This is a genomic window from Campylobacter concisus (assembly GCF_902460895.1).
GTDB lineage: Bacteria > Campylobacterota > Campylobacteria > Campylobacterales > Campylobacteraceae > Campylobacter_A > Campylobacter_A concisus_BC.
On sequence record NZ_CABPVL010000004.1, the window covers coordinates 438,143 to 453,757 of the forward strand.

Genomic DNA, 15,615 nt, shown 5'->3' on the forward strand with positions numbered 1-15,615 from the left:
GTTCAGACCTGCTTACTCAGACGAACTTTATATATTTGATGATCCGTTTGAGACTATTAATGATTGGCTTGATGCGATGATCATGGGCTTAAAACAAGAATGCCCTTTTGTTTTAAGCGGTTCATCTCTTGGTGAATTTACTACAGAAACGAGTGATTTCACAATAGGTGGCGAACAAGGCGAGGCATTGACTTACCAAAATGTATTTGATTTTTGTAAAGAGCTATACGATGAAGTCTTTAAGATCAGGGGCAAGCTAGTTGGGCTCTTTTGTCAGTCCATAGGCTGCACAGACAAAGAGGAATTTGACGAAATTTATCAAAAATTCAATAAAAAACTTGATGAGTTTAAAAAAATTCTAGACAAGTTTAAAATACCACAAGGCTTAGATATGCAATATGGCTTCAAGCAGTCCATGCCTTCTTATATTTATTAAAGCTATGCTTATTTTTAAGAATGAGCTTAGTAAAAGTTAAATAGAATTATTCACTTTGAATAGTTCTATTCTTTAAAAATAAAAAAGGAATGTAGTATGGAGACTAAATTTTGTCCATTTTGTGGCGAGACAATTAACAAAGATGCTATTAAATGCAGATTTTGTGGTAGCTTCTTAAATGAGGAAGCCAAAAACCAAGCAAGAGAACAAATGAATAGCCAAAAAAATATGGCGAATAATTTCTCGCATCAAAACCAAGCAAATAGTAATGAAATCCCGCTTGGTTTTATAAGAACATGGGATGGAGAAGTAATCCTAAAGCCACAAGGTTTTAACTTTTGGGCATTTATATTTGGGCCTCTATACTATACTGGATATGATAACCTGCTATATATATCTCTAGCAACTATATCAACAGTTTTATTATACTTCTTGATTAGTATAGGCATAAAAAATGATAGTATAGAAATGATTAATATTGTTTATGTGGTTTATTCAATCGGTTTGACCGTGGCACAAATCATAGCGGGTGCAATAGCAAATAAGGTTCTTCCAGTAAAAACAGTTAAATTTAATTATGGCTGGGCAATTGGTGCATTTTTAGTATTGCTTATTGCACAATTGATATCTCTAAGACTATTTTTTTAGTAGGATTTGGGCATGAATAACAATCTAGTCAAATGTCCCTTTTGTGCTGAAGAAATAGAAAAGGACTTGGAGTTTTGTCCTATCTGCGATACACAGCTAAAAACGCAGTGCCCTTTTTGCAAAGAAGAAGTAAAGACAAATGCTACCAAGTGCAGATTTTGTGGTGAAACCTTACACTTTATGCCAAAAACCAAGAAAGAGATCATTAAAGAGCAAGAAGAGAGTGAAAGAAAAAGGCTGCGAAAGTTAGAAGAAGAAGCAAGAGAGGAGCAGCTAAGAAAAGAAAAAGAAGAAGAGGCAATTCGCTTGAGAGAGCAAAGACAGCGTGAATTAGAGGAAGCTAGACTTGCCGAAGAAGCCAAAAAAAGAGAAAACAAAGAGCAACTAAAAAAGCATATAAAAAACTATAAATTTATATATGCCATATCTATTTTTATACTTGCTGTAGCGGTAGCTTCTGCATTTATATTCTTAGGAAATCCAAGTAGATATGAAATTTATAGCCTAGAAAATGAATGCGAAAATCAAAATGGTGATAGTTGTATGAAGTTGGCATACTTTTATAACAAGGAGCATGACACTGCAGCAAAGCTGTATGCAGACAAAGCGATAAGTCTTCTAAAAGAGAAGTGCAAATCTGACTCTAAAGCCTGCTATCAACTAGGCCTGCTTTATGAACATGGCGACTATCAAACTAGTAGTTTTACTTTAGAGAAGATAAAAAATGTAGATTATAAAGAGGCTTATGAATACTACAAAACATCTTGCAAATTAGATAATACGCAAGCTTGCGATAAGCAAAAAGCACTTGAAGACGATGCAAAAATTGCTTGCGAGATAGGGATAAGCGATGGCTGCATAAAACTGGCTAAAGATTATGAACAAAAAAACGACCTAGAGCATGCAAATGAGATCTATACAAAGCTATGCAACAATAACAACAAGGAAGCTTGCAAGGCTTTAGCTGGCAATCTACTAAAAGGTAATCCCTCTGAAAAAAATATAAAAGTAGCTTATGAGATATATAAAAAGGTTGATGCCTCTAAAGCAAATACAGTTTTTAACGGCGAACATGGATGCCTTCTAAACAATAGTCTTGTTTGTTTTGAAATGGGATTAGAATATTACAACAAGGGTGATTACAAGAAAGCGAATGAATATTATGAAATGGGGTGTAATTTAGGAAATGGCGAATCTTGCACTAATTTAGGCGTTAATTACCAAATGGGAAAAGGAGTCTCAATGGATATAGACAAAGCAAAAGAGTTTTACCAAAAAGCTTGTGATATTAAAGATGGTTTTGCTTGCCAAAACCTAGCTTTTATATATTATATAGTTGAAGAAAAGATAGATAGTGCTGCTATAAATTTTGAAAAAGCTTGTAATCTTGATATGGCTAAATCTTGTGGGTATGCAAGCGAACTTTTTAAGGATGACGCAAATATCTTTAAGGATCTAAAAAAAGCTATCGAATTTGCTAAAAAAGGGTGCGATCTAAAAGATGGCAAGAGCTGCTTTATCCTTGGTGCTGGATACGGAGAAGGTGATGGTATAAAAAAGGATCTTAAAGAGGCCAATAAATACTATCAAAAAGCTTGCGATCTAAATAACGATGCTGATGGATGTGCAAGTCTTGGTTATAACTATAAATATGGCTATGGGATAACTAAAGATCTAACTTTGGCTAATAAATATAATCAAAAAGCTTGTGACGCAGGAAGTGGTAGAGGTTGTAACTATCTTGGTGTAAATTATAGAGATGGTGTTGGCTTTGAAAAAAATATGCAAAAAGCATACTCTTACTTTAAAAAATCTTGTTATGACTACAACTATGCTAGGGGATGCACAAATTTAGGCGAAATATTATGCAAATATGGCAATTATACCAATGCAAAACAAGAGGCACAAGACGCGCTAAATAAAGCATATTATAAACTGGGTGACAAGAAAGCACTAGATATACTTAATCAATATTTTAGCTACTAAAAACTCATGGGAAGCTCTCCCATGAGTAAATTTACATCTTATAAAACCCCCTGCCAGAGATCTTCATCTTCGTCTTTTGACTCTTTTGCTTCTTGAACTAAAGCATTTAGTCTTTTAAGTAGTGCATCGAGTTTTTGATTTAGCACTGGCACTTCAGACTTCTTTTTTGTCACTATGTCTTGCTTTATGAGCAAAGAGCGCCTTTTAAATAGCTGTTCGTTATATACCAAAATTTCATTATCCCCAAGAGTTACATTAGTAAAACTACTACCGATGCCAAGCTCTTTTTGGTAGCTTAGCTCAGCCTTTAATAGGTCATTTTCATCTATAAATATAGGTGAAGCTTTATAAATTTTACCATCGTGGTAATACTCAAATTTTTTTAACTTGCTAAAGTCTTTATCCTCTCCGCTGGCGTATTGTCTGACCGAGTTTTTAAAGAAGTATTGATTGGTTAAATTTCCCACCAGCTCTTTATATCTTGAGTCGCTACCAAGGCTACTTTTTAGCACATCTTCATTTTGAAAGGCAAGTATGAGCTCGACCCTAGCCTCTCTTAGCACGTCAGCGTGCAGGTCCGTTGAGGGATTTAGCACACGCTGCGCTTCATCTATAAAGATACTAACTGGCACCTTCTCTTCGTTTGCTATGCGTTGCGCCATATTTGAAAGGGTGGAATTTAGCATAAGCTCTACCGCACTATCTTTTAGTCCTTGTGAATTTACAACGACTATCTTTCCTTTATTTAGTAGCTTGCTTATGCTATTGCCATGATAGTTTAGCATCTCATCATCGGCTATGCTTTGCAAGGCAAAGAGCATAAACGTGTAGTTAGAGAAAAGCCTTGCTTTTTGTGACTCTTCATCATTTCTTACACCCTCATACTCCTTAAAAGCTTGTATGAAATTTTCAGATTTGTCATTAAACTCGCCTAATGCCCAAATCCTCTCATTTAAAGAGCTAACCAAATGTCTTTTGCTTATACCTTTTGCAAATGCCGTGTCGCTTTTTACATGATCATCTACCAGTTTAACTAAGGCATAAAATTTTTTAAAGTCACCTAGCTGCTGGGTTGATTTACATAAATTTGCAAAGCTTGGCTTTATATCTTTTGCTCTATTTTCTATATATGGGGTGCAAAAACCTTGCTCCGTAAGGTCACATATCGCCTTCATCGTTGAAAGGGACTTTGTGGCAATATTTGCCGCTAAATTTCCCCAAAATGGATCACGCTTTGTGCCAAATGTCTTTTGAAAGAAATTCATCAATAAACTCTCACTTGCATCATCCATTATGTTTATTTTGTTTCCCCATGGCACATTTATCATTACGACATCTTTTAGCCTGCCATGCTTCTTGGCTAGAAATTTAACCTTTTTATGCTCAACTCCTTTGTAGTCAAAGACAAGCATCCCATGCCCTACTTTTATACGCTCATCCATCGCTGGCAGGATCGCTGAAGTGGTCTTGCCACAACCTGTTTGCCCTGTTATCATCGCATGTGTAAAGCTAATAGGTATGCTAAGAGCGTTTGAGGCAGCACAGAGGGCTGCACCTTTTGTATTATTAATTAGTGAAAAAACTGACATATTATTCTCCTTTATTAGTTGATATTATTTCATTAGCTAGGCCATAAGCAATGGCTGATGATGCGTCTATATAGCAGTCTCTATCGGTGATCTGTTCTACCTTTGATATTTTTAGGTTGCTATTAGCCTTTATCATCTCATTGACTTTTGATTTGATTTTTAAAATTTGATTTGCGATCAGCTCTATGTCGCTTGCCTGACCCGATGCACCGCCAAGAGGCTGATGAAGCATGAGGCTTGAGTTTGGCAGCATATAGCGCTTATCTCCGTTTAAAAATATGAGTGCAGACATAGAGGCAGCTAGCCCCACGCAAAATGTATTGATTGGTGATTTTATGGTCTTCATAAAGTCGATTAGTCCAAAGCCATCATATATCGAGCCTCCAGGACCACTTATATATATGTTTATGTCGCTTTGATCTACGCTGTCAAGATACAAAAGCGTCTTTTGTGTAGTTAGGCAAATTTCTTGATCTATCTGCCCATATAAAAAGATATTTCTATCAGCTAGTAAGCTCATGTGAATGTCGGCGAAATTTAGCTTGTCAAACTCTGCCATCTTCTCTCCTTGTTTTTGGTTTTTGTGAGAGAAGTTTAAGATAGTAGATGAGTCTTTAAATTCCACCTATTGCTTCTAGAGCCGGTGGCTTGGTAGTTTATAAAAGCTCTAGATCGTCTATGTGATGTCCTAAAGCAGGAGATCTTTTTTCATCGATGAATAAATTTAAGCTTTTTCCAAGAATATCCTCGAAGTAAATTTTAGCTAGCTCTTTAGAGTTTTTGTATCTAAAAGGAGCATGCGTGGCAAGATATAGTCCGTAGATATCATCTATAAGCCACTGCCTTGCGTATCTATCTTTGTTTATTTCAAAATTTTTGTAAGAAAGATCATTTTTTAGATTGTCTAACTCTTTTTTAAATTTGCTTAATACAAAGATATTTTCATCTTTAAGGGATTTATATATAAGCTCAGGATCTAAAAGCAAGCTATCATCTAAAGATCTTAAGCACTTTTTAGTAGGGGTGGTTTTTATTTTTATCACATTTTGTTTTATCTTCCAAATTTCATCATAAATTTGATCAAAGTTACCAAAAAATGCAGGTGAAAATATAACCAAAGCATCATCTTCTCTAAAACTTATATATCTATCTTTAAAAATTTCAAGCTCAAAAATTTCTGATCCCATATTGCTAAAAACTAGCGTTTGATTGTCTCTATCTAGCCCCATCACAAAGCCTCTTTTTATGATCAAAACATTCATGGATTTTAAAAATCTCTGAACTTTTGCCTCGTCATAAACATAGCTTAAAAGATAAAGCGGCATACCATCTGGCTGACTACTTGAAAAGTCTTTGTATTCGCCCTTCCAAAAGTACTCCCCTGAGTTTAAACACATCATTATAAAAGCAGCGTCTTGCATATATATAAATTTTTCATCATCGTCTATTGATCTACTTTTTAGAGATTTTATATGCTTTTCTAGGTATTCATTTGGAGCTAGGATGTAACTATTTTTATCATTTATATGCTGTTTTTGGCTAGATAATAAATTTTGATCTATCTTTATAAGTGCATAAAACTCTTCACATACTTTTTTTAGCTTTATATTTATTTGCCTTCTTTTACTATTTATTTTTTCATCAAAATTTTTAATGTAGCCACGAAGTCTTGGAACATTTACTATTAGATCTTCGTCTTTACCACAAACTTTGCAAACTTCATCCATAAATTTTTTAGTCTGTTTATCTCTTTCTTTATCAACCAACTTTTTAAGTATAGGCAGATCATTTTCTTTACTAAAATCATAAAATTTACCAACAAAAAGAGAGAGCGCATATGTATTTACAATAGAGTTTAAAATAGGTGTTTGATCTATTTTTAGGTTATTATTTGGTTGCCTTTTACTTCCATCATTAAAAAGATCATATTCGACCTCGAATGACATATTTTATCCTTGTAGTTTTTTATAGACCCGTAGTATTTCAATAAGCTACATCCACCAAAATTCTATCTATATTTTTATTAGTTTTCCAAAAAAAGCAATAATATTGCTGAAATGATAAGTCATAGCCGTCTGTTCTATTTTGAAGCACATAGGTTGATTGAACACCTGTATCTATAATGTATTTGAAATTGCTAGTAGCACCTCTTTCTAATCCATATACCATACTAGCAAAAAAGCATATAATAAATAATGCCTTTTTCTATAAGTAAAAATTTGCAAGTATATTATTCATTACGAACTTTATTTAATATAAAATTTATTCTAACTACATATTTTCTAGGTAGGGCATCTTTATAGTGAGTAGAAGGTGGTTATAAAAGAGAAATATCTCTCATATGTCTTAGCGTTTGCTCTTTGTTTTTCTCTAGAATTTCTATTAGCCTTGACAAGAGTGGCTCTGAAGCATATTGACAAAGATCTATGATACGACTTATATTTTGTAAATTTTCATATTCTTTATCATTGTAATTACATTTATTGACCATATCTTTTAAAAAGCTTGAGATATTAAGGTCGTCTATGAAAAGTTCTTGCTCGCTTACTTCAAGGGCTTTTGCTATATAAGGTATAAGCTCAGCTTTGATCTCTCTATTTCCATTGAGATAGTTATATATAGATGGCAGAGACGGCACTTCACCTGTGCTTTTTAGCCTAGGTTCAAGATCTATAAATTTTTGGACAAAGTCCTTTTTCTTTAACTTTTTACTTCTTAGGATCGCATTTATTCTTTCATAAATTTGCATTTTTACACTCTTTGAAATTGCTCTAAATTTAAGAAGTATAATTGATAAAAAAATACTATATGAATTAAGTATTCAATAAGAATAATTCTAATAAAATTATCCGTATAGTAAATTTATTCTTAATAGTGATAGTTTTTATGAACTAACATACATCATCAGGTTAATAGGTCTAATTTCAAGCAAAACAAGAAGGGATAAAGATGAAAAAGATAGCTTTTATGTTTGCTATTTTGCTGTGTTGTGGCTCTGCGTTTGCGTTTAACCCAGTCGTGGGCGATATAACTACTGGATTTAGCAGAGATGACCGTTTGGGAGTTGTCAAAGACGATATATATAAACTGATGTGGCAAGATGGTGATTTGTCGCCACATGAGATGACTCACGACGAAGCCGTTCACTACTGCGAAAATTTAAATTCTGCTGGCTTTAATGACTGGCGTTTGCCTACGATAAAAGAGCTTTTAAGCATCACGGATGATACTAGGTTTGAGCCTGCTATAAACAAAGCTTTTAAAAACGTCGCATACGAGACGACGGACCATAGAGGCGAGAGATGGTACTGGAGCCAAACTAAAAGTGCCGGCGCCTCGTCTAGTGTGTGGGTCGTGAATTCCAATGATGGCTTCGTTGGCTGGCGCGACGTTTCCTCTCGCCGCTTCGTGCGGTGCGTCCGGGACTATTGATTTTTGAAAATTTAGATAAAGGAAAAAGTATGAAAAGATATATAGCCGCTTCTTTGCTGCTTTTCGGTTTACTTCACGCAGAAGCTCTAAGCCCTACGTGCTACCGAGATAACGATAAAAACGTAGTGATATGTAACGACAAAAAGCTAGGAAGACTAATGTGGCAGGATGAAAAGCAAGGCTTTAAAGTAACATGGGATGAGGCGCAAAAGTACTGCAAAACATTAAGCCTAGCCGGATACAAAGACTGGAGGCTACCAACAAAAGTGGAGCTACTAAGTATAGCGGATCATAGTAGGTATAACCCCGCTCTAAATACCGCTTTTAAATACATAGCAGACCCTAAATATTCAGATTACTGGAGCCAAACTAAATACGCCATCAACTCGTCTTATCCGTGGTTCGTGGGTTTCAGTCTTGGCTACGCTGGCTGGAACTGCGTTTATTGTCGCCTCTTCGTGCGGTGTGTCCGACAGTATTGATTTTTGAAAGAATTTGAAAGAGTTATGATATAAAAATTTTTCTATATTTAGAGCTTCTATGAGATTTTGCGTCTATTTAGAAAACAGTGTGGTGAAAAACTTATAAATTTAAAAAAGCTTCGTTTCTAACTCATATAAAATGGGTTAAGTAAAAGGTGGCTTTGATAAATGAAAGTCTGGAAAATATCCAAGCGATATATAACTTTAAAAAGTAAAGGAAGATGAATGAAAAAATACATAACTATATCTTTGCTGCTTTGCGGACTGCTTCACGCAGAGGCGCTAAGCACTGCGTGCTACCGAGATAACGATAAAAACGTAGTGATATGTAGCGAAAAGAAACTGGGAAGACTAATGTGGCAGGATGAAAAACAAAGCTTTCAAGGAACGTGGGAGCAGGCGCAAGAATACTGCAAGATAGTAAACCTAGCCGGATACAGAGACTGGAGGCTACCGACCGAGACAGAGCTGCTAAGTATAACGGAAAGATCCAACCCCACTCTAAATACCATTTTTAAATACATAGCAGACTCCCCATGGTACTGGAGCTCTAACTATAACGCCCACTCGTCTAGTGCGATAATTATGCGTTTCTGGGACGGCATCTCTGGCTGGGAAAACGTTTCTCGTCGCTTCTACGTGCGGTGCGTCCGACAGGATTGATTTTTAAAATTTCTTTTTTAAGAATTTTAGACTTAATGGAGGCGCTTTGAAAAGCTTTTTGCTCCCTTTACGGGAGCTTTTTAAATTTTGGAGAACAAAATGACAAATTTTACGGCAGAACAGATAATAAAAATAAGCGAAATTTTTAGCAGAGTTGTCGACTGCAAGGGAAATTTGAAAGTGTTTAAGGATTTTGATTGGGATGCTTGCAAGGGGGACATTATATTATATACAAAAAAAGAAAACCAAAAAGCAACCAATAAAAGATCTTTTTCTGGTAATAATTTTTCTGACAAATTTGAAACTACACTAGAAAAATGCTACAAGGAAACAAATAAAATGTTTCATCTATGCAAAAGCGGTGAAATTGAAAATTTTAGTAACTATATACCAAATATTGAGAAACTTAAAATAGATAGTGATTTTGGGTTAAAAGACCAGTTCAATACAATTGTCTCTATTTTACTATACAAATTTCAAGAGCTTAAAAAAGAGGATTTTGAAATTTTATATGAAGCGTTTTGCGAAATTTTGGAAATTTGCAGTTTTAAATTAAAAGATGCCGACAATAAAACTATCATATATATGAATATATTTAAAAAATTACTTGACTATTTCTGCGGTAATTTTTTAACCAATAAATCCTGGGAATTATCGTACAATCATGATCAAAAATGTATAGATATAGATGATGTCTTAGCCGAAAAACTAAAAGAATGTTATGAAATAAATAAATTCGTTTGTAAGATTAAACTTTTTATAAAAGAAAATTATACACCGCTAAAAAGTCTTGAAATAGACTGGGATAAATTTAAAAATAACCTAGACGATATCAATAAAGAGTTATTTGATAGGAACTCTGGTATTTGGAGGCAGGTTGGCAAAATAGCAGGAGCTTTTTATGGCTTAACTAAAAATGACTTAAAAAACATCATCTACTACGGTGCACCTGGAACCGGCAAAACGAAATTCGTAAAAGACTGCCTTGATATTTTAGATCCGAACCGCGCTAGAACCGAGTGGGTACAGTTTCATAGCGGTTTTGAATACGAGGATTTTATAGACGGCATAAAACCGATCGACATACAAAACGGAAATTTAAAATTGGACTTGACAAACGGCATATTTAAAGAATTTTGCTTAAAAGTAGCACAAAATACTGATGAAAATTTCTTTTTTATAGTCGATGAGATAAATAGAGCCGATATAGCGGCGGTATTTGGCGAGACGTTATCGCTTTTAGAGGAAAATTACCGAGGAGAAAACATAAAGACCAAAAACTTTTCGTTAAACAATCAAGAGTTTTTTATACCTGCAAATATCTATTTCATCGGTATGATGAACGACGTGGATAAGAGCATAGACTGCTTTGATTTGGCTCTTAGAAGGCGCTTTGCGTGGGTTTTGATGGAGTGTAATTATGAGGTTGTAGAGAATGCGACGGATAAAGCCTACAAGACAAAATGTGAAAATTTAAATAACTACATCACTAAAGAAGAGTACCGGCTAAAGGGTAGCAAAAAAACAGATGGCTTAAATTTAGGTAGAGCTTACGAGATAGGGCATTCGTATTTTCTCAAAAAGGAAGCAATGAGTGAGCAACAAATTTGGAATAGGCATATCGAACCGATTTTGCGTGAATATATCAGAACGCAGTTTGGTGACCGTGACGCGGAAGATAAGCTAAATATAGCTAGGGAAATTTTTGTAGGCTAATGCGATGTTTAAAGATAATAGCCTCTGCAGCCAAGAAGATTATAAAAAAGAAATCACCTTTGACAAGCTGGCAAAAGGTAAGACGGACGTCATTTTTTTAAACGGACGGCATGATAAATTTAAATCCAAGATAAAAGACGACAAAGATGCGCACTATATTTTAAGAGAGTACAAGAATGGCGGTTTTAAATTCGGCAACTATATAGGTCGTTTTACCTTTGAGGGGCAAGAGTATGTCATAAACTCTCGTTTTGGCAAAGAACTAGAAGCCGAGCTTTTTAAAACTATCGACTCGTCGTTTTTTAACTCTGGCGGTAGCGTCGCGGGCGCAAGCGGCGACATCCCTATGGACTACGTCCTTTACGCCTCGTTTATCAGTCGCTTAAAGCTAGCCAAGCTAAGCGGCTTTCCAAGCGTTTATAAAAAGATTCTTTTTAGAGACTACGCCCTGCACGGAAGCCTTGACGTTAAAAATTTCATCAAAAAAGATCAGCCCTTTACGGGTAAAATTTCAAGCCGAAAAAGCTCGCGAGTGCCTGACGAAGTAGTCGCAAGGGTGCTTTTAAAAGCTTACGATATCTTGGTTAGAAAAAACCCTAAATTCGCACTTTACGACAAAGAAATAAGGAATTTTTTGCTAGCCAATGCTAACGGCGAGATGAAAAGCATCAGAGATATAGATGCGGCTTTGAACTCAAAATCCGTGATGAACGAGCTTTACAAAGACTACAAAATTGCCCTTCAAATCGCTAGGATTATCATTTTGCAAGATTCTAGATATACGAACGAAAGCGCCGTCAAAAATCTAAATTTTGGTTATTTACTGTATGCGCCCAACCTTTTTGAACTTTATGTCGAGAGGCTCATAAGAAGTGTATTAGGCGAATTTGGCGGTAAATTTAGCCTAGAGACTCAGTATAAAATTCCAGGCTTGGATTTGAGACCTGATTTTGCGATAAAAGATGAAGAAGGGAAAATTTTAGCTGTTTTGGATGCTAAATATAGGCATTTTTATAATGCCTATATAGGTGAAACTGATTGCAAGAATTTGCTACAAATAAAACAATACGTGGAGAAAGCCGGTTCAAACACTGGAATTCTAATCTATGCCAAAAGTAACGTCTTTAATGAGCCAAAAAACATAAGACATAGTTCTGAAAACAAAATTTTTATACTCAGTGTATTAACAAATGATAATAAAACATCTGCTGACGAATTTAAAAAGTACCTTAAGAAGATTTTAGAAACTATAAAAGAAAAAAGATAATGTGAAAACATTATAAAGGTTGCAGCGTTTATGGCCATAAGATTGTTGGATACAAAAGCTGTTTTATCCATAGAAGGATATATGGTAAAGATGTTCTTTTAAAAGAAAAAAGATAGTATCGCTGTCTATGTGGATATAAGATAAAAGGCACTATATCATCAAGTGATCCGCTAGTAGTAGAAGTGCTAAGCGGAGAAACATACTGTAAAGATATGCTTTAAAGATAAAAAATAAAATACGTAAAATATGCGATTAGAAAAATGCCTATGTAGCAGATGATGCACAAACAAGCTAGCAGGGGTAGGCATAAAGGACTCATTTAGTCTAGCTCTAGAATATGACTTATATTTTAAAAGAATGTAGGTCAAATCTCTCTTTTACATTGTAAAGCCTCGCAGAGCCCAAAGGTTTAGAGCTCTCTAAACCAATTTGGGCAATAAAACGGTTTAGGCGAACGATTTTTGCCAAAACACATATAATTACTATAAATAGATATTAAATTTAAAGAGGCAATATGTTTAAAAACCAACAAGCAAATATAACATTTGAGCTAGCTAGTGACCGCACAAATGCTCACAATAGTAGAGAAGAAAAACCTGGCTACCTAATGCCAGGATACTATCTAAACGAAAAATATGGCATCTTGAAAAAGCCTGTGAGGCACATAAGATTAAATAAGCTTAGCTTCGATGACTTATGGCAAAAAAGAAGAGACGAGATGAAGTATGAAGTATCACATCTTGGCAAGATCAAGCTAGTAGATAAATATAAAGGCAAAAAGCCGCTAAAGCAAAACTGCCACTATGAATGCGTCATAGGACTAAACGAGCATACGCAATTATCAAGCTTACTAAAATCTATAAAAGCTGTAAGCAAAATTTTAAATATTGAACCCATAAATTTATACATTCATAGTGATGAGGGACATCTTTTAAGAAAGAGCGATAATAAGGAGATATTTCCACTATTTCATGATGAAAATGGCAAACTAGGTGGCACATACATTACAGATAAGGATGGCAAGGCTTATTACATACATATAAAAGAGAGTGTAAATGGTAAGCAGTACTATGAAAAAGGGGCTGAACTGGAATATGAAAAATTTGAACCAATATTTCAAAAGCATGCTCATGTAGAATGGAATAGCTTAGTAAATGACAGAAACCAAATGCAAAGATTCAAAAAGAATACAACTGATCCAAATTTGGACTATAAAACCGTTTTTAAAACTGTATATAACACAAACGCTGAAATTCTGGGGATGATAAAAGGAGATGGTGGCAGTAAGCATAAGAAACTAAAAGCTTTTAGAGTAGCTAGCGAAAATGATAAGCTTATGAAAAAACTAGAAGAGCTAGAGGCTATCATCGAAAAAGATGAGACATATATAGAGATCATTACTGGATATAGTGAAGAGCAAAAAGTAAAGGTAGAAGAGCTAGAGCATGAAAATCAAACACTAAGAACAAGGCTTGGTAGTCAAGAAAGCTTATATAAAGCTCAAGAGACGGAGCTACAAACTACTAAAAATGAGCTTTGCAAGGCTAATCAAGAGCTTATCAAAAAGAATAGTGAAATAGAGCTTGCAAGAGAAGAGATAAGGCAAGTAAAAGAAGAAATTTATAATCTAGTCATAACTCATGCAAATACAAATATCAAGCTAAAAAGAGAGCTTGAACACTTTGGTATAGCCTTTCCTGTGGAGATTAAGATGCAAGAGCTAAATAGTAATTTAGAGCTACAGTCTTTATAAATTTAAGCTAATAGTGTATTTCTATGAGTAAGGAGTGAGATTGTGCTTATATATTGCAAGTATTTTTATGTGATCTTGTTCTATACGAAAAACCACCACATATCCTTTAAAGATAAGATCTCTCGTGTCTTCTCTATTGATTGTTTTATTTTTTCTAAATCTATAAGGCATATAAGAGATGCTTTTTAGCCTTTCTAATAGCTCACAATAAAAAATCCAAGCAGTCTCAACGCTATCCTTAGAGTAAAAATCCAAAATTGCATCAAGTTGGCTTAGAAATTCCTTGCTTAAATAAGGAATTTGCTGCATTTAAGCACCGTATTTTTTAAAAAGAGAATTTACATGAGCACTCATTTCGTCCATTGAGACATACTCTAGCTCTCCTTTATCATCCATATCAGAAATTCTCTTCAGGTGCTCTTCGTCCTCTTTACTAAGATAGTTTTGCTGCTCACCATAGGTTTCAAAAATAGCAGCTGGATCTATTTTAAAAAGTAGAGCCTTTATCGCTTCGAGAGTGGTATTATCTGCAGTTGTTTGAATGTTTATCATGGTAGTCATAAAAGTCCTTTTAAATTTGGGTAGATTATAGCACTTTAGAGTCTTTGATTTTATTAAAACAAAAATTTCTATAGCTAAAAATTCTAGAAAAAGTTGTCCTGATAATCGGACAAGTTTTTTATTAAAAATGTTCTAAAAGCTCCTTAAAATCATAGAATACTTGTTACAGATGGGCGATTTTATCTCAAATTTCGGCGTTTTGGATTTTACGAGTAAATGCGCAGCAAGCTATGGTAAAATAAGGCTTGAGATGAGAAATAAAAACAGAAGGATAGGCGATATGGATATGCTGATTGCTGCCGTAGCGCTTGGCAATAATCTTATTTTGGTTACGAATAACGAAAAAGATTTTAAAGATATAAGCGAGCTTAGGATGGGAAATTGGAGCATTTGATATAATATACGGTAAATACAAAGCCTTTTGTTGGTTATATCGGAGGTTAGCTTAAAGCTGGAATGTGCAACCAAAACAAAGATGACTAAGCTCATGAAAACCAGTTGTGCCGCTCTCGATAGACTACTAAACCCAGACAACGATTCGCTAACGCTAAGCACGCTTGAAGGTGCGATAGCGTCAGGCAAAAGACTAAGTATCTAGGTAACCTGGCGGTTGCCGATTAATATATTTAAATAAAAATCGTCTAAAATTTTGGACGAAATTTTATATAAAATATCGCAGAGGAAAGGAATTAATGGTGCTAGACTTGTTACATAGACTTGTTACATCTTTTTACCCAGAAAGAGTCAATATTTATACTCTTAAAAATGCCATAGAAATCCCATTTTTAGGTACTTGTAGTAATGAAAAATGTTTTTACACTCTAGGTGTCCCTATCTCCCGGCCACTTCAAATTTTAAATCGCTTTTATTTTTCACTCATTTTACTTATTTTAAATTTTGTATTTTTGCTATAAAAATTTAGACTTAATGCAAATAAAAAATACAAAGGTAGTGAAATTAAAATAATACATTTCTTCTCTAAATTTAAAGAAATTTCATGGTATTTTAACTGGCACGAGAGCTTTAAAATAGCAAGATTTACTAAGTTTTTAGAAAAATAATCAATAAACAATTAAAAACTA

General features: G+C 34.5%; 16 protein-coding genes. 10 read left to right on the plus strand and 6 right to left on the minus strand.

What is annotated here, in order from left to right; translation table 11 throughout:
- The 3 genes from F3G98_RS08710 to F3G98_RS08720 all read left to right on the plus strand — a co-directional run.
- On the plus strand, positions 1-436 hold a 436-nt coding region (locus tag F3G98_RS08710; RefSeq protein WP_188116995.1), incomplete at its 5' end, for a hypothetical protein.
- Between the two features lie 96 nt (positions 437-532).
- Positions 533-1,084 carry a zinc ribbon domain-containing protein gene (locus F3G98_RS08715; protein ID WP_103631756.1) on the plus strand — a complete coding sequence of 184 codons (552 nt, stop codon included), beginning with the start codon at positions 533-535 and terminating at the stop codon, positions 1,082-1,084.
- A 12-nt stretch (positions 1,085-1,096) separates the two neighbouring features.
- On the plus strand, positions 1,097-3,070 hold the full coding sequence (locus tag F3G98_RS08720; protein WP_149726043.1) for a double zinc ribbon domain-containing protein: 1,974 nt from the start codon (positions 1,097-1,099) through the stop codon (positions 3,068-3,070).
- Positions 3,071-3,108: 38 nt separating this feature from the next.
- Here the strand turns inward: F3G98_RS08720 and F3G98_RS08725 are convergent, their stop codons facing one another.
- The 4 genes from F3G98_RS08725 to F3G98_RS08740 form a co-directional block, all read right to left on the minus strand.
- Positions 3,109-4,659, minus strand: coding sequence for a type IV secretory system conjugative DNA transfer family protein (locus tag F3G98_RS08725; protein WP_149726044.1), 1,551 nt, complete (start codon positions 4,657-4,659; stop codon positions 3,109-3,111).
- Between the two features lies 1 nt (position 4,660).
- The gene (locus F3G98_RS08730) at positions 4,661-5,218 is read right to left on the minus strand and encodes a ClpP family protease (RefSeq protein WP_149726045.1); all 558 of its coding nucleotides are present in this window, start codon (positions 5,216-5,218) and stop codon (positions 4,661-4,663) included.
- 97 nt (positions 5,219-5,315) lie between these two features.
- A complete protein-coding gene (locus F3G98_RS08735; RefSeq protein WP_149726046.1) occupies positions 5,316-6,605 on the minus strand; it encodes a hypothetical protein in 1,290 nt (429 codons plus the stop codon).
- A 371-nt stretch (positions 6,606-6,976) separates the two neighbouring features.
- Positions 6,977-7,408 (minus strand): hypothetical protein, encoded by a 432-nt coding sequence (locus tag F3G98_RS08740; protein ID WP_002941319.1) that lies wholly within the window; start codon positions 7,406-7,408, stop codon positions 6,977-6,979.
- A gap of 200 nt (positions 7,409-7,608) precedes the next feature.
- On the opposite strand from F3G98_RS08740, the gene F3G98_RS08745 reads away from it, so the two are divergent.
- The 6 genes from F3G98_RS08745 (at position 7,609) to F3G98_RS08770 (ending at position 13,972) form a co-directional block, all read left to right on the plus strand.
- A complete protein-coding gene (locus F3G98_RS08745; protein ID WP_103615039.1) occupies positions 7,609-8,091 on the plus strand; it encodes an Lcl C-terminal domain-containing protein in 483 nt (160 codons plus the stop codon).
- A 29-nt stretch (positions 8,092-8,120) separates the two neighbouring features.
- On the plus strand, positions 8,121-8,573 hold the full coding sequence (locus F3G98_RS08750) for an Lcl C-terminal domain-containing protein (protein ID WP_103652005.1): 453 nt from the start codon (positions 8,121-8,123) through the stop codon (positions 8,571-8,573).
- Between the two features lie 225 nt (positions 8,574-8,798).
- Positions 8,799-9,236: an Lcl C-terminal domain-containing protein gene (locus F3G98_RS08755; RefSeq protein WP_149726047.1), complete on the plus strand. Its 438-nt coding sequence runs from the start codon at positions 8,799-8,801 to the stop codon at positions 9,234-9,236.
- 180 nt (positions 9,237-9,416) lie between these two features.
- Positions 9,417-10,952: an McrB family protein gene (locus F3G98_RS08760; RefSeq protein WP_223231342.1), complete on the plus strand. Its 1,536-nt coding sequence runs from the start codon at positions 9,417-9,419 to the stop codon at positions 10,950-10,952.
- A 4-nt stretch (positions 10,953-10,956) separates the two neighbouring features.
- Entirely contained in the window at positions 10,957-12,219 is a 1,263-nt protein-coding gene (locus F3G98_RS08765) for a 5-methylcytosine restriction system specificity protein McrC (protein ID WP_107830667.1), read from the plus strand.
- A gap of 514 nt (positions 12,220-12,733) precedes the next feature.
- Positions 12,734-13,972: a hypothetical protein gene (locus tag F3G98_RS08770; protein WP_103615034.1), complete on the plus strand. Its 1,239-nt coding sequence runs from the start codon at positions 12,734-12,736 to the stop codon at positions 13,970-13,972.
- Between the two features lie 21 nt (positions 13,973-13,993).
- Here F3G98_RS08770 and F3G98_RS08775 read toward each other — a convergent pair whose 3' ends face one another.
- Positions 13,994-14,281 carry a type II toxin-antitoxin system RelE/ParE family toxin gene (locus F3G98_RS08775; protein WP_103615033.1) on the minus strand — a complete coding sequence of 96 codons (288 nt, stop codon included), beginning with the start codon at positions 14,279-14,281 and terminating at the stop codon, positions 13,994-13,996.
- Entirely contained in the window at positions 14,282-14,533 is a 252-nt protein-coding gene (locus tag F3G98_RS08780; RefSeq protein WP_002941240.1) for a hypothetical protein, read from the minus strand.
- Between the two features lie 169 nt (positions 14,534-14,702).
- Here F3G98_RS08780 and F3G98_RS08785 point away from each other — a divergent pair, with 169 nt between their 5' ends.
- Positions 14,703-14,927 carry a type II toxin-antitoxin system VapC family toxin gene (locus F3G98_RS08785; RefSeq protein ID WP_103615032.1) on the plus strand — a complete coding sequence of 75 codons (225 nt, stop codon included), beginning with the start codon at positions 14,703-14,705 and terminating at the stop codon, positions 14,925-14,927.
- Positions 14,928-15,615: the final 688 nt, after the last annotated feature.